Origin of the sequence: Ewingella sp. AOP9-I1-14, from assembly GCF_052375995.1 — a bacterium.
Taxonomy (GTDB): domain Bacteria; phylum Pseudomonadota; class Gammaproteobacteria; order Enterobacterales; family Enterobacteriaceae; genus Ewingella; species Ewingella allii.
This window is the reverse complement of record NZ_JBQSVA010000007.1, coordinates 1-17,122: the sequence shown is the minus strand read 5'-3', so window position 1 is coordinate 17,122 and position 17,122 is coordinate 1. Positions and strand designations below refer to the sequence as shown.

Annotated in this window: 20 protein-coding genes; all 20 read left to right on the top strand. The window is 51.6% G+C overall.

Features of this window, described 5'->3' with window-relative positions; all coding sequences use genetic code 11:
- The first annotated feature begins 226 nt into the window (after positions 1-226).
- Positions 227-409 (top strand): hypothetical protein, encoded by a 183-nt coding sequence (locus ACT3RT_RS17565; RefSeq protein WP_496203434.1) that lies wholly within the window; start codon positions 227-229, stop codon positions 407-409.
- A gap of 53 nt (positions 410-462) precedes the next feature.
- Positions 463-762 carry a hypothetical protein gene (locus ACT3RT_RS17560; RefSeq protein WP_496203433.1) on the top strand — a complete coding sequence of 100 codons (300 nt, stop codon included), beginning with the start codon at positions 463-465 and terminating at the stop codon, positions 760-762.
- Between the two features lie 318 nt (positions 763-1,080).
- Positions 1,081-1,569, top strand: a complete 489-nt coding sequence (locus tag ACT3RT_RS17555) for a DUF1441 family protein (protein ID WP_034795792.1) — start codon at positions 1,081-1,083, stop codon at positions 1,567-1,569.
- Positions 1,569-3,671, top strand: a complete 2,103-nt coding sequence (locus ACT3RT_RS17550; RefSeq protein WP_496203432.1) for a phage terminase large subunit family protein — start codon at positions 1,569-1,571, stop codon at positions 3,669-3,671. Before ACT3RT_RS17555 ends, ACT3RT_RS17550 begins: the two co-directional genes overlap by 1 nt.
- Positions 3,668-3,883, top strand: a complete 216-nt coding sequence (locus ACT3RT_RS17545; protein WP_496203431.1) for a hypothetical protein — start codon at positions 3,668-3,670, stop codon at positions 3,881-3,883. Before ACT3RT_RS17550 ends, ACT3RT_RS17545 begins: the two co-directional genes overlap by 4 nt.
- Complete coding sequence (locus ACT3RT_RS17540; RefSeq protein ID WP_496203430.1) at positions 3,880-5,382, top strand: phage portal protein; 1,503 nt, start codon at positions 3,880-3,882, stop codon at positions 5,380-5,382. Before ACT3RT_RS17545 ends, ACT3RT_RS17540 begins: the two co-directional genes overlap by 4 nt.
- The gene (locus tag ACT3RT_RS17535) at positions 5,309-7,348 is read left to right on the top strand and encodes a ClpP-like prohead protease/major capsid protein fusion protein (RefSeq protein ID WP_496203429.1); all 2,040 of its coding nucleotides are present in this window, start codon (positions 5,309-5,311) and stop codon (positions 7,346-7,348) included. Before ACT3RT_RS17540 ends, ACT3RT_RS17535 begins: the two co-directional genes overlap by 74 nt.
- An 83-nt stretch (positions 7,349-7,431) precedes the next feature.
- Positions 7,432-7,758, top strand: a complete 327-nt coding sequence (locus ACT3RT_RS17530; protein WP_496203428.1) for a DUF2190 family protein — start codon at positions 7,432-7,434, stop codon at positions 7,756-7,758.
- Positions 7,751-8,026, top strand: a complete 276-nt coding sequence (locus ACT3RT_RS17525; protein WP_496203427.1) for a DNA breaking-rejoining protein — start codon at positions 7,751-7,753, stop codon at positions 8,024-8,026. The genes ACT3RT_RS17530 and ACT3RT_RS17525 overlap by 8 nt, the downstream gene beginning before the upstream one ends.
- Positions 8,027-8,038: 12 nt before the next feature.
- Positions 8,039-8,617 (top strand): phage tail protein, encoded by a 579-nt coding sequence (locus tag ACT3RT_RS17520; RefSeq protein ID WP_496203426.1) that lies wholly within the window; start codon positions 8,039-8,041, stop codon positions 8,615-8,617.
- Positions 8,614-9,015: a phage minor tail U family protein gene (locus ACT3RT_RS17515; RefSeq protein ID WP_496203425.1), complete on the top strand. Its 402-nt coding sequence runs from the start codon at positions 8,614-8,616 to the stop codon at positions 9,013-9,015. The genes ACT3RT_RS17520 and ACT3RT_RS17515 overlap by 4 nt, the downstream gene beginning before the upstream one ends.
- A gap of 8 nt (positions 9,016-9,023) precedes the next feature.
- Positions 9,024-9,761, top strand: a complete 738-nt coding sequence (locus ACT3RT_RS17510) for a phage tail tube protein (RefSeq protein ID WP_034795771.1) — start codon at positions 9,024-9,026, stop codon at positions 9,759-9,761.
- A 59-nt stretch (positions 9,762-9,820) separates the two neighbouring features.
- Entirely contained in the window at positions 9,821-10,228 is a 408-nt protein-coding gene (gene gpG, locus ACT3RT_RS17505; protein ID WP_051899602.1) for a phage tail assembly chaperone G, read from the top strand.
- Between the two features lie 65 nt (positions 10,229-10,293).
- The gene (locus ACT3RT_RS17500; protein WP_496203424.1) at positions 10,294-10,557 is read left to right on the top strand and encodes a phage tail assembly protein T; all 264 of its coding nucleotides are present in this window, start codon (positions 10,294-10,296) and stop codon (positions 10,555-10,557) included.
- On the top strand, positions 10,541-14,113 hold the full coding sequence (locus ACT3RT_RS17495; RefSeq protein WP_496203423.1) for a phage tail tape measure protein: 3,573 nt from the start codon (positions 10,541-10,543) through the stop codon (positions 14,111-14,113). Before ACT3RT_RS17500 ends, ACT3RT_RS17495 begins: the two co-directional genes overlap by 17 nt.
- Before the next feature lie 17 nt (positions 14,114-14,130).
- On the top strand, positions 14,131-14,487 hold the full coding sequence (locus ACT3RT_RS17490; protein ID WP_496203422.1) for a phage tail protein: 357 nt from the start codon (positions 14,131-14,133) through the stop codon (positions 14,485-14,487).
- On the top strand, positions 14,487-15,242 hold the full coding sequence (locus ACT3RT_RS17485) for a phage minor tail protein L (protein ID WP_496203421.1): 756 nt from the start codon (positions 14,487-14,489) through the stop codon (positions 15,240-15,242). The genes ACT3RT_RS17490 and ACT3RT_RS17485 overlap by 1 nt, the downstream gene beginning before the upstream one ends.
- A 2-nt stretch (positions 15,243-15,244) precedes the next feature.
- A complete protein-coding gene (locus ACT3RT_RS17480) occupies positions 15,245-15,955 on the top strand; it encodes a C40 family peptidase (RefSeq protein WP_496203420.1) in 711 nt (236 codons plus the stop codon).
- 47 nt (positions 15,956-16,002) lie between these two features.
- Positions 16,003-16,371 carry a hypothetical protein gene (locus ACT3RT_RS17475; RefSeq protein WP_496203419.1) on the top strand — a complete coding sequence of 123 codons (369 nt, stop codon included), beginning with the start codon at positions 16,003-16,005 and terminating at the stop codon, positions 16,369-16,371.
- A gap of 84 nt (positions 16,372-16,455) precedes the next feature.
- Entirely contained in the window at positions 16,456-17,049 is a 594-nt protein-coding gene (locus ACT3RT_RS17470; RefSeq protein WP_496203418.1) for a tail assembly protein, read from the top strand.
- The last annotated feature ends 73 nt before the right edge of the window (positions 17,050-17,122 follow it).

Sequence of the window (17,122 nt, the reverse complement as noted above, 5' to 3'; positions counted from 1 at the left end):
ACTTATGAATTAAACGAAGCAGGTATTCACTGAGTGCCTGCAATAATGTTGAATTGCGGGGTAGGTACATGCCTAGTGCGGCGATCTAATATCGGGTTTGCCGGTTAGATTCCGGTGGCGCTGGCGTTAATCGACCAAGGTCGCGGGTTCGAGTCCCGACGGTTAATGCTGCTGGAGTTGGGCACCAGCCACCACATCCTAAATGTTAAGCATGTAAGGGGCTTCTATGGAAACTAATAGTCAAGAAACCATGCCAGTTATGATTGATGGCACGCTGGTTCAGGTCCCGTTCCATTATGAAAAGAATACTGGCGGGAAGATGGTCAAAGTCCCTGAGCTAGTCGGGGAATTCGTGGACATAAAAAGGCTGGACTCAACGATGCCCGAATATGTTACGGCCTCTCGCTGATCGGAGAATGTCAGTAACTTTGCTCAAGGGATCGACTCCCTTCCTGATTACCATTGACTGCAAGTTCTCATAGAAAGGGAATCGCCTTATACTGGCAAAAAAAAACAATCAATGGTGAAATGATGTCAGCAGATAACCGATTTATTGTATTCGCCTACGACCACTGTGAACGCGCTGGCGGCACTGGTGATATTCATTGTGTCACTGCGACTCTCCAAGAAGCCGAGGATGCAGCTCAAAGCGACGAAGCTAGAAATAACAACGACACGATAGAGATTTATGATATTCAGAAAGAGAATATAGTTTGCTCGTTTTATCACACAGTGCAGGGTGAGTGGGTTAGAGACGAGTAGCGCTAAAAATCAATTCATTATTAAGCCGCCTCCGGGCGGTTTTTTTATGCCTGATGTAAATCAATAACGCATTCGCGCCACGGGCCGCTTCAAGGCTATGCACCGCTGTTAGAGGTCAGTCTTAAATGATACTGATTGCTATTATCGTCGGTGGTGCCGTGGGTCCTCCCGGCGGGGGTGCCTTCCACGGGGCGGCGCGCTCGCGGGAAACGACTAGTTTTTCGGATCCTAGGTCATCATCATCATGTGGGTAGGTCTTTGTTTTCTTTAGAGGCCTTTTTTCAAAGATGTCGAATCGTTTAAAAAGTGTTCACCATCATGGACCAAGAAATAGCCTCCCTCAAACTCAATATTAACCAGCTGGCTGCCATCACAGATGTGCATCGGCAGACGGTTGCCGCGCGGTTGAAAAACGTCAGCCCAGCGCCCGGCAGTAACAGCAAATTAAAGCTTTATTTCGTCACCGAAATCTTAACGGAATTGATGGTGCCGACAGTATCAACAGACCTTGACGACATGCAGCCTTCTGACCGACTGGCGCATTGGAAAGCCGAGAATGAGCGGATCAAATTTGAGCAGGATACCGGCCAGCTAATTCCAGCTGACGAAGTTGCGCGCGAATTTTCACTGATGGCGAAAGCCGTCGTCATGATTCTTGAAACCCTTCCTGACATTCTTGAGCGCGACTGTGCGCTAACGCCGGCGGCAGTCTCTCGCGTTCAAAGCGTGATTGATGACTTACGTGATCAGATGGCCCAGAAAGTTCTGGAAGCCGAAGAAGAGGAGGACCATACGGAGGAGGACTGATGGCAAAGAGGGCATCAGCCCGAGGCATCCGCCATGATGTTTCAGGTATTTTACGTGCCCCACGCCGTATGCAGGTGGCTGATGCGGTAAGCACTTATATGCGCGTACCAATGGGCGCGGGCAACTCCGTACCGTGGGACCCCGATTTAGCTCCTTACGTCATTGAACCAATGAACTGCCTGGCATCGCGTGAATACGATGCCGTGGTTTTCGTCGGCCCAGCCCGAACCGGTAAAACCATTGGTCTAATAGACGGATGGATTGTTTACACCATTGTCTGTGATCCGGCGGATATGCTGCTTATCCAGATGACGGAAGAGAAAGCGCGCGAGCACTCGAAAAAGCGTCTAGACCGTACGTTTCGCAGCAGCCCAGAGGTTAAAACCCGCCTGAGTCCGCGGAGAAACGACAACAACGTCTATGACCGCACGTTCCGCGCCGGTAACTATCTCAAAATTGGCTGGCCGTCCGTGAATATCATGTCTTCTTCTGACTATAAGTGCGTAGCGCTTACAGATTACGACCGTTTCCCCGAGGATATTGACGGCGAGGGTGATGCATTTTCATTAGCCTCGAAGCGAACCACGACGTTTATGTCATCAGGAATGACGTTGGTTGAGAGTTCTCCGGGGCGCGATATTCGCGATACTAAGTGGCGGCGGACTACACCGCATGAGGCACCGCCCACAACGGGTATTCTGACCCTCTATAACCGCGGGGACCGCCGCCGGTTGTATTGGCCTTGCCCACATTGTGGCGAGTATTTTCAGCCAGAAATGGACAACATGACGGGCTACCGTGAAGTTGCCGACCCTGTCATAGCCAGCGAGGCGGCTTTTCTTAAATGCCCAGCCTGCCACGGTAAAATTACTGCCGACATGAAGCGCGCGCTTAATATGAGATGCGTGTGGCTTCGCGATGGGCAAAAGATTGATGCCGCGGGTGTGGTGACTGGCGAAGGGCGCCGTTCGCGTATCGCCTCCTTTTGGATGGAAGGGCCAGCAGCCGCATATCAGACCTGGTCCCAGCTTATTTATAAATTCCTCACCGCCGAACAAGAATATGAAGCGACGCGGAGCGAGGAAACCCTTAAAACCGTGGTCAATACCGACTTTGGCAGGCCCTATCTTCCACGCTCAAGCATGGAGCAGAGAAAGAGCGAACTGCTGGAGGCGCGGGCCGAGAACATACCGAAACGCTCGGTACCGGACGGTGTCAATTTTATTGTGGCTACCGTAGACGTTCAGGCGGGCAAAAACCGCCGTTTCGTTGTTCAGGTTACCGGCTATGGAAGCATGGGCGAACGCTGGCTGGTTGACCGTTACAACATCAAGCAGTCACTGCGATGTGATGCCAACGGCGAGAGCCTGCAAATTGATCCGGCGAGTTATCCTGAGGACTGGGACCTGCTATTAAGCGACGTGTTTAACAAAACGTGGCCGCTGGCCTCTGATCCGTCGAAAGGCTTGAGGCTGATGTCTATGGCAGTGGATTCAGGCGGCGAGGATGGTGTAACCGATAACGCCTATAAATTCTGGCGGAAATGCCGCCGCGAAGGGATCGGGAAAAAGGTTTTCCTCTTTAAAGGGGACAGCAAAGCCCGTGCAAAACTCATTAGCCGCACATTCCCAGACAACACAAACCGAACTGGTCGCCGCGCCATGGCCGCCGGTGATATCCCTCTCTACCTGTTGCAAACCAACGCCCTCAAAGACCGCGTAAATAACGCGTTATGGCGCGAGTCGCCGGGGCCGGGCTACGTGCATTTTCCAGCATGGCTGGGAAGTTGGTTTTATGACGAACTTACTTATGAGGAGCGTTCTACTGAGGGAAAATGGAGCAAGCCCGGTCGCGGCGCTAACGAAGCATTCGACCTTCTTGTCTACGCCGATGCTCTGGCGATCCTCAATGGATACGAAAAAATCAAATGGCCGGATGCACCGGAATGGGCTCAACAAGCAACGTGGTTAGAAAATATCGCCGTGCTGGGAGACGACGAGCCTATCCCGCCGCCCGCACCCGCTACAGCTAAAAAACAGAAGCGTAAAAAAGACGCGACTAAAGAGACCAACCCATGGACAACCGCAGGAGGTTGGGTGTGAACAGAGGTGATATTGAGTCAATGATCCAGCGTTATACAGACGCTGAGCTGGCCGTTCTTGACGGCAAGTCTATTCGTTTCAACGGTCAGGAAATGACAATGGAAAACCTCTCTGAGATCCGTAAGGGGCGGCAGGAGTGGGAAGGGCGATTGACGTCTCTTATTAACCGGCAGCGCGGACGGCCGGCATACAGACTGGCGAGGTTCGAATGACATTTCTGGATAATGCAATCGGCTTGTTTTCGCCCGGATGGAAAGCATCACGCTTGAGGTCGCGGGCCGTTATTCAAGCGTATGAGGCAGTAAAACCAACCCGTACGCACAAAGCGCGGCGAGAAAACCGCTCTGCTGACCAACTCAGCCAGATGGGGGCAGCCTCACTACGTGAACAGGCGCGTTGGTTGGACAATAACCACGATTTGGTGATCGGCGTTTTCGACAAACTGGAAGAGCGTGTGGTCGGGGCGAAAGGGATAATCGTTGAACCGCACCCTAAATTGACCAACGGTAAGATCGCCAAACAACTTGCGGCAGACATACGCAAAAAGTGGGGGGAGTGGTCAGTAAAGCCTGAAGTGACGGGGCAGTTTACCCGCCCCATGCTTGAGCGGCTTATGTTACGTACCTGGTTACGTGACGGCGAAGTGTTCGCTCAACTTGTTCAAGGGAAGGCGACAGGACTAGAGCCTGTGGCCGGGGTGTCCTTTTGGCTTGAAGCACTCGAGCCTGACTTTGTCCCAATGAGCAGCGATGCCGCAAACAAGCTAAATCAGGGGGTGTTTCAAGATGACTGGGGGAGGCCTAAAAAGTATCAGGTTTATAAAGCCCTCCCTGTCTCTGGTCGGCAGTTCGATACCAAAGAAATCGACGCCGAGAATATGCTCCACCTCAAATTCACCCGCCGCCTTCACCAGACTCGGGGCACCTCGCTCTTATCAGGCGTACTGATGAGGCTGAGCGCGCTAAAGGAGTACGAGGATTCAGAACTCACTGCCGCCCGCATAGCTGCCGCGCTAGGCATGTACATCAAAAAAGGCGATGGACAGAGCTTTGATGGGGACGCCGAGCAATCGGATGATCGAGAGGTCATGATTCAGCCCGGTATGCTCTATGACGATTTAAAGCCCGGTGAAGAGATCGGAATGATTAAGTCCGATAGACCAAACCCGAATCTTGAGACGTTCCGTAACGGCCAGCTGCGTGCCGTGGCGGCGGGCAGCCGGCTGAGTTTTTCCAGCACCGCGCGAAACTACAACGGCACTTACAGTGCCCAGCGGCAGGAGCTGGTGGAATCAACAGACGGTTATCTAATCCTTCAGGACTGGTTTATCGGGGCGGTTACGCGGCGCATGTATCGAGCATGGCTGAAGATGGCTATTGCGTCAGGTGAAATTAAAGTGCCGCGCGGCGTGGATATGGAAACGCTATACGGCGCTGTTTATTCCGGTCCGGTGATGCCTTGGATTGACCCGGTAAAAGAGGCCAATGCTTGGAAATTGCAAATCCGTGGCGGTGCGGCGACTGAGTCAGATTGGGTTCGCGCAAGTGGCCGTAATCCTGATGAGGTGAAAACTCGCCGTAAAGCTGAGGTTGATGAAAACAGTGAACTGGGACTGGTGTTTGACACCGACCCCGCCAATGATAAAGGAGGCACCAGTGCCGAAGTCAAACAACAGGGCGAACCACCGCCCGAAAGCCAGCGCAAAAAATAACTCCTGGTTCCGTATGCAGGCCAGCGCCGCCAATGAAGCTGACATCTTCATTTATGACGAAATCGGCTATTGGGGAGTTACGGCGAAACAATTCGTCAGTGATCTGAAAGCGCTTGGCGAAGTCAGCCATATCAACCTTCACATCAATTCGCCTGGTGGCGATGTCTTCGACGGCATCGCCATTTTTAATGCCTTAAAGCACCACGGGGCAGCAATCACAGTCCATATCGATGGGCTGGCGGCGTCCATGGCCTCGGTTATCGCCATGGTCGGGAACCCGGTCATCATGCCTGAAAATACCATGATGATGATTCATAAGCCGTGGGGATTTGCTGGCGGTGACGCCAACGACATGCGCGACTATGCCGACTTGCTGGACAAGGTGGAGTCAGTGCTCATCCCCGCATATGTAGAAAAAACCGGTAAATCTGCGGAAGAGATTTCATCGATGCTGGATGATGAAACTTGGTTAGATGGGGCCGAGTGCCTCGCTCTGGGTTTTGCCGATCAAACCACCCCCGCCTTGCAGGCAATGGCCTGTATTCAATCGAAACGTATTGAGGAATTTGAAAAGATGCCAAACAGCATTCGTAATATGGTCACTCCACCGCGCAACACCACTCAGCGTGAACCGCAAAAGCCTCAGCCGCAGGGCAGCCAGACCGAACCTAACCAGCCGCAGCAAGCGGATGAGGGGACGATTCGCGCCCAAATCTTGGCGGAGCAAAAGGCCCGTGTAAACGGCATCAAGGATTTGTTTGCCATGTTCGGAGGCAAGCATCAGGAACTTCAGGCGAAGTGCGTGGGCGATATTGACTGCTCGGTTGATGATGCCAAAGATCTTCTGCTGACAGAGTTAGGCAAATCCGGCACGCCATCGAATAAAACCGGCAACGAGCATATCCACGCAGGCAACGGTAACTTTGTTGCGGACGGTATTCGCCAGGCGCTGATGGCGCGGTCTGGTTTCGAAAAACAAGAAAGCGACAACGTCTACAACGGCATGACGCTGCGCGAGTATGCGCGAATGGCGCTCACTGAAAAAGGCATCGGAGTATCCAGTTACAACCCGATGCAGATGGTGGGGATGGCGCTGACGCACAGCACCTCTGACTTCGGCAATATCCTGCTGGATGTTGCCAACAAGGCGCTGCTACAGGGTTGGGATGAAGCGGCAGAAACCTTCGAGCTTTGGACCAAGAAAGGGCAACTCTCTGACTTTAAGACGGCAAATCGTGTCGGTATGGGTGGTTTCCCGTCACTGCGACAGGTGCGTGAAGGGGCAGAGTACAAATACGTTACCACGGGTGATAAAGGCGAAACCATTGCGCTTGCCACCTACGGTGAAATTTTCTCTATCACGCGTCAGGCGATCATCAACGATGATTTGAACCAACTGACCGATGTACCGATGAAAATGGGCCGCGCGGCCAAGGCCACTATTGGCGATATGGTCTATGCCATTCTGACGAAAAACCCGAAATTGTCCGACGGCAAAGCACTGTTTAGTGCCGATCATAAAAACCTCGGTAGCGGCGCTATCTCGGTCGGCAGCATTGACGACAACCGCAAGCTGATGCGTCTGCAAAAAGAAGGTGAGCGAGCGCTGAATATTCGCCCGGCTTATATGCTGGTACCGGTTGCTCTGGAAACACTGGCTAATCAGACCATCAAGTCTGCCAGCGTCAAAGGCGCGGATACTAACTCGGGTATCAACAACCCGATCCAGAACTTTGCAGAAGTTATTTCTGAAGCGCGACTGGACGATGCCGACCCTAAAGCCTGGTATCTGGTCGCAGCACAAGGCACTGATACCATCGAAGTGGCCTACCTTAACGGTGTGGATACGCCGTATATCGACCAGCAAGAAGGCTTCACGACCGACGGTGTTGCAACGAAAGTGCGCATTGACGCCGGTGTGGCACCGCTTGATTACCGTGGCCTGACGAAATCCACCGGCCAGTAAAACACGCCAGCAGCAATCCAACGCCCGTAAGGGCTTTTTTTATGCCTGAAACCAGCCCCTTCGGGGGCTGAACGGAGAACATTATGGCTAAGAATTTTTTACAAGAAGGCAAAACTATTGCCATCACTAACGGCACCACAAAAAACATCTCAAGTGGCGACCCTGTCGTGATCGGGGCCGTAATTGCCGTGGCAATCACTGATATTCCAGCTGGTTCAGTGGGCGACGGCTTTACATGCGGCGTATTCATTTTGCCAAAGCTGCCAGCAGATATTGTTCCCGCAGGCACGGCCGTGTTTATCAAGGACGGTAAGATTCAGCTTGATAGCAAAGATGCCGTGGCAGCAGGGATCGCGTGGGAAGACGGAGGCGCAAACGCCCCCGCTGTTGCAGTAAAAATCAATGGCTAATGCCTTTGAAAGAATGGCCGGTCGCATGGATGCGGTCACCATCAAGGTTATGGGGAAAACGGCCAATATTAACGGCATTGATTATGCGGTTGTTCCTGCGGAGCTTCTCGAGGAAATGGGGCCGTTGTCCGGCACGGGCACCACGCTGGTAGTTTTCTCAAGTGATTACCATGCGCGGCGAAATGATGTCGTCATTTTCGACGGTGAGTCACTCACGGTAACGCGACATGACAAGTTCAACGGCAAGTCGCGCATCCATATCGAATAGACGGGAGGGACGATGTCAGTAAAAGGGTTGGAAAGAGCTATCCAGAACTTAAACAGCCTAAGTCGTTGGATCGTTCCCGACGCTACGGCCAAGGCTCTAAACCGTGTTGCAGGCAGAACCATCAGCCACGGCAGCCGGAAAGTAGCCAAAGAGGCGACGGTCGACGACAACCGCAAAAAAGGACTGCCTGTCAGGCTGGTTCGCCAGCGGGCCAAGCTGAAAAAAGCGAAGCCTGAGCGCCTTACTGCCTCAATAAAAATTAACCGCGGCAACCTGCCGGCTATCAAACTTGGCGCGGCCCGAACGCGACTCTCCCGCCGAAAAGGCGCAAAGCATGGACAAGGAAGCGTTCTTAAAGTGGGTCCCTACACTTTCCGAAACGCTTTTATCCAGCAACTCGCTAATGGTCGGTGGCAGGTGATGCGCCGTGTTGGGCGCGCTCGTTATCCAATCGACGTGGTGAAAGTGCCGCTTGATGCGCCGCTGACAGAAGCATTTACCACTATTTCAAAGGGGCTCATTGAAAGCGATATGCCTAAGGAGCTTTCTTCAGCCCTTAAAAATCAGTTGAGGATCCACCTAACGCGATGAACAAGCACACCGCTATCCGCGCGGCCGTACTGGATAAGCTGAAAAGCGACATCGGTGATTCAGTGACTTGGTTTGACGGCCGACCCGTATTTCTTGAAGAGCAGGATTTGCCCGCCGTTGCAGTCTATTTGTCTGATGCTGAGTACACCGGCAACACACTCGACGAAGACAGCTGGCAGGCCACTTTGCACGTTGAAGTGTTTCTGAAAGCAGCAAACCCAGACAGTGCCTTAGATAGCTGGATGGAGGAAAAAGTCTATCCATCAATGGCGTCTGTACCTGCCTTGGCTGGCCTAATCGAAACAATTACCCCACAGGGCTATGAATATCAGCGTGATGATGAAATGGCTACGTGGGGATCGGTAGACCTGTCCTATTCCCTCAATTATTCAATGTAAGGATTTTTATGCCTACTCCAAACCCGCTGGCGCCAGTAAAAGGCGCCGGAACTACGCTTTGGCTGTACACGGGAACTGGTGACCCTTATGCCAGCCCGCTCAGTGATACCGACTGGACTCGCCTTGCAAAAATCAAGGATCTAACGCCGGGCGAAATGACCGCCGAGTCCTACGATGACACCTATCTGGATGACGAAGATGCGGACTGGAGTTCAACTGCGCAGGGCGAAAAGTCAGCCGGCGATACCAGTTTCACATTAGCGTGGAAGCCGGGAGAGGTGGGCCAGCAGGGCTTGGTTGACTGGTTCACCCTCGGCGACGTGCGTGGCTACAAAATCAAATATCCGAACGGGGCCGTTGACGTGTTCCGTGGTTGGTTGAGCAGCTTAGGCAAAGCGGTACCGGCGAAAGAGGTGATCACCCGTACCGTTAAGGTCACCAACTCGGGTAAACCGTCTCTGGCGGAAGAGGACCGTTCAGCATACGTGCCCGTTACTGGTTTAACCGCCACGCCCAAAACTGGCACGGTGACAGTCGGCAATACCACGACAATCACTTTTGCCGTAAGTCCGGCAGGTGCGACAGACAAGACGCTGCGCATTGTTTCATCCGACAAATCGATTGCAACGGTAACCGTGCTCGATAACGTCGTAACCGTAAAAGGGGTTAAAGCCGGTACGGTGCAAGTGATCGGTATGACGCCTGACGGTAGTTTTGTGGCAACCGCCGACATCACAGTCTCTTAACGCGAATTCACTCCACTTTCAAAGCCCCATCACAGGGGCTTTTTTCATAGGTACCAATTATGTTTCTGAAAAAAGACACGCTGACTTTGGGTGACCAGAAGGTAACGCTTCACGAATTATCGGCGCTTCAGCGCGCAGAGTATTTTGATTTTCTGGCAGATAAAGAGGCCAGTACCGCTGAGGGCGAAAGCGATTTTAAAGCTAATGCTCGTTTAATGAAATTCAACATTGAAGTGAATGCATGGTTGGTTTCACGGTCCTTGTGGCACTCGGAACCTGAGCGCGAAGAAAATGAAATTTGGCGGGAGGTCATGCGCAAATGGCCAAGTGAAGGTTTGAATGAGGCCGTTGAAATGGTTCTAGAGCTGAGCGGTATGGTTCCTAAAAAAGCTGATGCGCCGGAAACTGCTAATGATGAACCTCATGTAGAGGACGTAACGGTCGAGGCCCGCCCACTGGCAAAATAGCCGCCCGTGAACGCGACTTTGCGTTTCGACTTGCAAGGGAATTTCGGCGGGCGGACTGGCGGCGGATGTTAAGCGAAATGAGCGCGTCCGAGTTTTCAGGCTGGACAGCCTTTTTTTCCAAAACACCCTTCATGGATCAGTTACTTGATGCTGAGTTCGCCACGGCTAAAGAACTCATGGTGGCAATGTTCACGGGCAAGAATGACCTTTCAGCCATAGATTTTAGCCTTCTCTATCAGCCGGAAGATGAACCTGAAAAAACGGATGAGGAGCTGATGTTGGCTGGAGAAGGGCTTTTCGGGGGAAGCAGATATGTCCCAGCAAATTAGTGACCTGGTCATTAATCTTGATGTTGATAACGCCACGTTTACCGAGCAGATAGCCCGGATCAAGGGCCAGCTCAGGAACATGGCCGATGACTCAGATAAGTCCCTCGGCAAGGTTGGGCAAGCTGCCGAGCGGCAAGCGGCAGCACTCAAACAAATGGGGGATGCCGGTGCGCGGGCGGCAAATGACATTCAGGCCCAGCAATCCGCAGCTGCCAGCGCGGTAAGTAGCGAGTGGCAGAAAACTGAGGCGTCAATGGAGGGGGCTCGCCGCGCAATAAGCGGCATGAATGTTGAGCAGCTTTCCAATATTAAATCTCTCCTAGCCGGAATGACGGCAGAAAATGAAAAGGTGCTGGACCGGTTGGGCAGCGCAGCCGACCGTCAGGCTGGCTCTTTAATGCGAATGGGCGAAGCTGGCGCCCGCGCTTCAGAAGAGATAAGAGAAAAACAATCCCTAGCGGCCAATGCTGTAAGCAGTGAATGGCAAAAATCCGCTGCGTCGATGGAAGGGGCGAGACGTGCGCTGAGCGGGCTTAATACGGACCAGCTGAACAGCGTAAAATCTATCCTTTCAGGCATGTCTGAGGAAAATGGCAAGGTTTTTGACCGCCTTGGCAGAGCAACAGAACAGCAGACTGAGTCCATGGTAAGGCTAGGGGCGGCCGGTGCGAATGCGGCAAATGAAATCCGCAACGCTCAGACCAAGGCGGCAGGGGATGCCACCAGTGCGTGGAATAAATCAGCTGAAACAATAGAGGAAACAATCGCCCGCGCTAAAGAGCTCATCAAACAGAATGAAGATAACGCTGCCGGAACGAAGGAAAACCGTCAGCAGCAAGAGGCATTAACTAACTCTTTCCTTCGTCAGATTAATAGCATCAAAGATCTCAAATCTGGTACGGCAGAAATGGCGCAGGTGCGTCAAAAAGCGCTTGAAGAGTTAAGTAAAGGTAACCTGACCGGGCAAGACCATCTGGCTATTTTGGGGCAGATCACCCAGCGCCAGAAGCAGCTAACAGCGGAAGATAACAAGGCCGCAGCTGCGAAAGCTAACTTCATTCAAAAATTGAAATCGCAGCTGGCGGCGCAAAAATTAACGAGCGAGGAGTTACTCCGTAACAAGGCAGCTCAGCTGGGTGTTAGCAACGCAGCAGAAATCTATATCAGTAAACTCGAGGCTGCGAAAAAATCGACCCATGGGCTTGGGCTTGAGAGTGCAGGAGCGCGTCGTGAGATCGGCATTTTAATCGGCGAAGTCGCGCGCGGAAACTTTGGTTCACTTCGTGGCTCAAGTATTACGCTGGCAAACCGTGCCGGATGGATTGAGCAGCTCCTGACGCTGCGCGGGCTCGGTATCGCGGGTGTTGTAGGGGGGATTGCAGCCTCTATTTATGGATTGGGTAAAGCCTGGTACGAGGGCAGCCAAGAGTCGGTCGAGTTCAATAAGCAGCTCATCCTCACCGGTGATTATGCAGGGAAGACATCCGGGCAGCTTGCAGAGTTGGCAAAATCCATCGGCGGCTCTCAGGCAACAAACGCTGCGGCACTTGCTCAGGTAGTGGGAAGCGGAAGCTTCAAGGGTTCGCAAATCGAGAGCGTGACCCGTGCCGCCGTGGCAATGCAGGAAGCGACGGGTAAATCCGTCGAGGAGACGATAAAGAATTTCGAAAAGCTTTATGACTCTCCAACAAAAGCTTCTTCCGAACTGAATAAGCAGCTTCATTATCTGACTGCCGGTCAGTTTGAGTACATTTCTCAACTGGAACGTCGCGGGGATAAAGAGGCTGCCGGTCAGGCTGCGGCCGATGCTTATAGCCGCGCCGAGCAGCAAAGAAGCCAGCAGATCCTTGATAATCTCGGATTGGTTGAGCGCGCAGCGTTGGCTACCCGCAATGCGTTTAAAAACATGTGGGATGAGTTGCTCAACATCGGGCGCGGAGGGAATGACGCGGCCACGCTTCAGACGATGAAAGATACGCTGGCTGAAATTCAGGAAAACAGTCAGCAGGGGCTTTTAGGGCGCTTTAAAAATAACGCCATGGGTGTGGATAAAGCTCAGCTTGAGGCGGATATCCGCAATCTTGAGTTCGTCGTGAAATCTCAGGAAGGTTATAACCGGTCAAAAGCCGAATTTAACAAAATCAATAATGACGGTATTGAGGCTCAGATTTCGTTTAACAAGTACCTTGATGCCGGAACCACGCAAGCTGAAAAAAGGGCCTTAGCCCAGAAGGACCTGAACAAAGCCATCGCAGATAACGCTGCTGCTGCCAAAGCGACTCAAGGGCTATCACCCGACAAGCGAGTTAGTCTTTGGAGTTCCGCTGACATAGAGAAGGCTCGCGCAGGTATCGAAAAGCTTTATAAAGATCCGAAGACGGCTAAGGCTAAAGGATATGTCACACCGGCCGGAGACCGCGCCGAGGATTCAGCTCAGAAAGACCTGATTGCTTTACAGTCCCAGCTGAAAGTCCTTCAGGAGCATAAGAGCATCACCGATACCATTAGCCAGCAGCGCAAAGAGCTCTGGGGGACAGAAGCACAATTTTCTGTCCTTGAGGACGCTTCCCGAACCCGCCAATTATCCAAGCAAGAAAAATCGCTACTCTCCAGCAAAGAGCAGGTGCTACAGCTCGCCCGACAAAAGGCGCTGCTAGGTGATCAGATCGTTGCTCAAGAGCAGTTGAATAAACGCATGGATACGTCGCAGAAATACGTCACTCAAATGGCCGAAAAGCAGTCTGCCTTAATGGGTAGCGCCACTATGAGCGACCGAATGGCAGGCAGGGAGTCCACATTCGCCCAACTGCGCAGCGGCTGGAAAAATGCGGGCGGCTCGTTGGATGATGAAGGCTACCAGCGCCAGCTGGCGGCAGCTAAACAGTACTATGCAGCAGAGGACAACTTGCGTGGAAACTGGCAGGCGGGCATTCAGAAAAGCTGGGCCGATTACACCGATACTGCGACCAACTCGTATGAGCAGATCAAGAATGTTAGTGGCAGCGCCTTTAATGGCGTGAGTTCGCAGCTGACGACTTTCCTGACGACCGGGAAGGCAAGCTTTAAAGATTTCACCAAATCTATTTTAAGCATGCTGACCGACATCCTAGTCAAAATGTCGCTGGTTAATGGATTAAACAGCGCCGCTAGCGCGTTTGGGTGGGGAGGTTTGAAGGCCAATGCTAATGGCGGTGTTTACACCTCTTCGGGTCTAAGTGCTTTTAGCGGCAGTGTCGTCGACAAACCGACATTCTTTGCGTTTGCCAAGGGCGGCGGCGTAATGGGTGAGGCTGGACCGGAAGCTATCTTACCGTTGCGCCGAGGTGCTAACGGTAAGTTGGGGGTTGTTGCCGGTACAGCCAGCGGCGGAGGAAGCCCGGTGTTTAACAACACCATTATTTTGCAAAGTGACGGTACTGCCAGCGCTAAAACGTCTGGTACTGACGACGCAGTAAGCAAATCGATGATGAAGGTGCTCGATCAGTTCTGTCAGAAAAATATACTGAAAGAACTGCGTTCCGGCGGAATTCTCTTCAATGCTATGAAATCGCGCTAAGTATTCAAAGGACAATTATGGCAGTCGAAACTTTCACGTGGCCTACACAGATTGCGAGCCAGCCTACGACTGAATATACCCGTACAGTCAGGCAGGTTCAGTTTGGTGACGGGTATAGCCAGATATCAGAAGACGGGATTAATTCGGAAAAAATTAAATTTCCCTATTCGTTCCGCGGTTCCCTCGAAACCTCGTTGGCAATCAGGGATTTTTGCCGACGACATTGTATCAAAGCATTTATTTTCAGGCCGCCACATGGAGAGGTTGGGTTATTCCGAGTAGCAGCAGATTCAATCCGTTTGGTGCCGAATGGAAAGACGCAGGCAACGGTTATGGCAACATTTGAGCAGGCTTATTCTGCTTCGGGGGTTTGATGTCTTTAAACAATGACTACCAAAAGTTAGAGGCTGGTAACACCATCAGGCTTTATGAGGTTGACGGAACGGCGTTCGGTACAGGAGAGGTGCTGCGCTTTCACGCCTACAACATCCCCCACAGCGAAGCTGAAATTATTGCTGCTGGTGGTGATGAGGCCAAGCTCCCGGCTAAATCCATCTGGTGGCAGGGCAATGAGTATTCTGCGTGGCCTTGCCAGATAGAAGGAATTGAAACCTCAACCAGCGGCAGCAGCGCGCAGCCAAAGCTGACTGTCGCGAACCTCGACGGTTCGATCACTGCGCTTTGTCTTGCCTATGACGACATGCTTCAGGCCAAGGTGTCAATCCATGACACCCTTGCTAAATATCTCGACGCCCAGAACTTCCCGGGAGGGAACCCAACGGCAGATCCGACACAGGAGAAGCTGAAGGTTTTCTACATCGACAGCAAAAGCGTGGAAACGAAGCTCGAAGTCGAATTCACGTTGAGCAGCCCTATGGACCTTCAAGGGCTACAAATTCCTACGCGGCAGCTGCATTCACTTTGCACATGGTGCATTCGCGGGAAATATCGCTCAGGTGATGGTTGTGATTACGCGGGTACGGCCTACTTCGACAAGTTCAATCGGCCTGTTTCTGACCCTTCGCTTGATGAATGCAGCGGAAATCTTACCGGCTGCAAATTACGATTCGGCGAAAATAACGAGCTTTCGTTCGGCGGCTTTCCGGGCACTTCATTAATTCGGTCATAGCCATGAGACAGAAAACGATTGATGCAATCATGCAGCACGCGGCCGCCGAGTATCCGCGAGAGTGCTGCGGCGTCGTGGCGCAGAAAAGCCGGGTTGAGCGTTATTTTCCCTGCAAAAATCTTGCAGCTGATCCTAATGAGAATTTTCACCTAGACCCCGCTGGGTATGCAGAGGCGGAAGACTGGGGCACGGTCATAGCGATTGTGCATAGCCACCCTGACGCAACGCCGCGTGCCAGCGAACTCGATAAAGCTCAGTGCGATGCCACTGAATTGCCATGGCATATCGTGAGCTGGCCTGAGGGTGATTTGAATACCATCCAACCGCGCGGGGAGCTTCACCTGATTGAGCGGCCGTTTGTGCTTGGCCACACTGATTGCTGGGGGCTGGTTATGAGCTATTTCCGGCAGAAGCACGGCATTGAGCTTACCGACTACCGCGTTGATTACCCGTGGTGGGAGGCCGGATATCCCGACAATTTTTATCAGGACTGCTGGTATGAATGTGGTTTCCGCGAGTTCACTGGCGCACCGCAGCCTGGTGACATGGTGATCATGCAGGTCCAGTCAGATAAGTGGAATCATGCCGGAATACTTCTGGAAGGCAATATGTTACTTCATCACTTGTTTGGGATGCTAAGTAATCGCATTCCTTATGGTGGATACTGGCAAGAAAGGACTATGAAAGTCGTTCGTTATAAATCATTTATTTGAATAAAACATCGTGCTAGGATTTATTCCTTCTTGATAAAGGGAATGATATGAAAAAAATACTTCTGGTGATAGCAGTATCGTTTCTAGCTGGGTGCGTTTCCAACCCTAACCCAGTAGAGGTTAGTAATGCAGATTATGGAGTTAAGCCCAGCAAGGAATTATACGAACTTAAAATTAAGAGTTATCAGGAGGAGAGGCTTAAAGATCCTGATTCCGCTAAATATCATTTCGGAGAACCCCACAAAGGTTGGTGTAAGTTCAATGGAATGGTTAACTATGGCTGGATAATAGATTATAGCCTGAATGCTAAAAATAGTTATGGTGGATACGTAGGCGCGAAACCTCAGTTTGCATTTATAAAAAACGAAACTGCTTATCATATGGAATATTTTTTAAGAGGGAATTGCAGTAAGTGATTTTTTCAATGTGAATAATTAATAGTACTGATTTATTAAAAAGAAAAGACTGCTTTATGCGGTCTTTTTTTATTGGGGGTATTTATGCTAGAAGATGTAAATACAAGAATAGAGTTGTTTGGTGTTCTCGGCAAAATATTTGGTAAGGTGCATTATAGAATTATTCGTACCGCAGGAGAGGCTGGGCGAGCTTTAAGTTGCACAATACCAAGTTTTGAGCAGTATTTAAAAACTAGTAAAAAGAGAGGGCTTACATATGCCGTATTTAAAGGAAGAGAAAATATCGGCAAGGATGATTTAGGTTACCCTGTGACAGGTGATGTAATACGTATTATCCCAGTGATAATTGGAAGCAAACGAGCCGGTATTCTCCAAACTATACTTGGAGTCGCTCTGGTGACTGTAGGCGCTATTGCTACCTTTGGATTTGGGCAGGCTTGGGGCGTAAATTTAATGGTGGCTGGTGGCTCCATGATAGCCGGTGGCGTTATTCAGATGTTATCACCACAAGCCTCAGGACTCGCCAGCAAGCAGGATTCTGATAACCAAGCATCATATGCATTCGGCGGCGTGACGAATACCGCCTCACAGGGCTATCCGGTGGCTTTAGGTTATGGCCGTCGCCGCGTGGGCGGGGCGATTATCTCTGCGGGTATCTACGTGGAAGACCAGCAGTAAAAAACACTTATCTAATTCCTTTCTCTAAGGCTGCTTTCGGGCGGCCTTTTTTTATGGGCTAAATATGGCAACA

Excerpts from the sequence above, each read along its gene's own strand:
- ACT3RT_RS17565 (WP_496203434.1), top strand. The coding sequence starts at position 227 with ATGGAAACTAATAGTCAAGAAACCATGCCAGTTATGATTGATGGCACG.
- ACT3RT_RS17555 (WP_034795792.1), top strand. The coding sequence starts at position 1,081 with ATGGACCAAGAAATAGCCTCCCTCAAACTCAATATTAACCAGCTGGCT.
- ACT3RT_RS17550 (WP_496203432.1), top strand. The coding sequence starts at position 1,569 with ATGGCAAAGAGGGCATCAGCCCGAGGCATCCGCCATGATGTTTCAGGT.
- ACT3RT_RS17540 (WP_496203430.1), top strand. The coding sequence starts at position 3,880 with ATGACATTTCTGGATAATGCAATCGGCTTGTTTTCGCCCGGATGGAAA.
- ACT3RT_RS17535 (WP_496203429.1), top strand. The coding sequence starts at position 5,309 with ATGATAAAGGAGGCACCAGTGCCGAAGTCAAACAACAGGGCGAACCAC.
- ACT3RT_RS17530 (WP_496203428.1), top strand. The coding sequence starts at position 7,432 with ATGGCTAAGAATTTTTTACAAGAAGGCAAAACTATTGCCATCACTAAC.
- ACT3RT_RS17525 (WP_496203427.1), top strand. The coding sequence starts at position 7,751 with ATGGCTAATGCCTTTGAAAGAATGGCCGGTCGCATGGATGCGGTCACC.
- ACT3RT_RS17520 (WP_496203426.1), top strand. The coding sequence starts at position 8,039 with ATGTCAGTAAAAGGGTTGGAAAGAGCTATCCAGAACTTAAACAGCCTA.
- ACT3RT_RS17515 (WP_496203425.1), top strand. The coding sequence starts at position 8,614 with ATGAACAAGCACACCGCTATCCGCGCGGCCGTACTGGATAAGCTGAAA.
- ACT3RT_RS17510 (WP_034795771.1), top strand. The coding sequence starts at position 9,024 with ATGCCTACTCCAAACCCGCTGGCGCCAGTAAAAGGCGCCGGAACTACG.
- gpG (WP_051899602.1), top strand. The coding sequence starts at position 9,821 with ATGTTTCTGAAAAAAGACACGCTGACTTTGGGTGACCAGAAGGTAACG.
- ACT3RT_RS17500 (WP_496203424.1), top strand. The coding sequence starts at position 10,294 with ATGTTAAGCGAAATGAGCGCGTCCGAGTTTTCAGGCTGGACAGCCTTT.
- ACT3RT_RS17495 (WP_496203423.1), top strand. The coding sequence starts at position 10,541 with ATGTCCCAGCAAATTAGTGACCTGGTCATTAATCTTGATGTTGATAAC.
- ACT3RT_RS17490 (WP_496203422.1), top strand. The coding sequence starts at position 14,131 with ATGGCAGTCGAAACTTTCACGTGGCCTACACAGATTGCGAGCCAGCCT.
- ACT3RT_RS17485 (WP_496203421.1), top strand. The coding sequence starts at position 14,487 with ATGTCTTTAAACAATGACTACCAAAAGTTAGAGGCTGGTAACACCATC.
- ACT3RT_RS17480 (WP_496203420.1), top strand. The coding sequence starts at position 15,245 with ATGAGACAGAAAACGATTGATGCAATCATGCAGCACGCGGCCGCCGAG.
- ACT3RT_RS17475 (WP_496203419.1), top strand. The coding sequence starts at position 16,003 with ATGAAAAAAATACTTCTGGTGATAGCAGTATCGTTTCTAGCTGGGTGC.
- ACT3RT_RS17470 (WP_496203418.1), top strand. The coding sequence starts at position 16,456 with ATGCTAGAAGATGTAAATACAAGAATAGAGTTGTTTGGTGTTCTCGGC.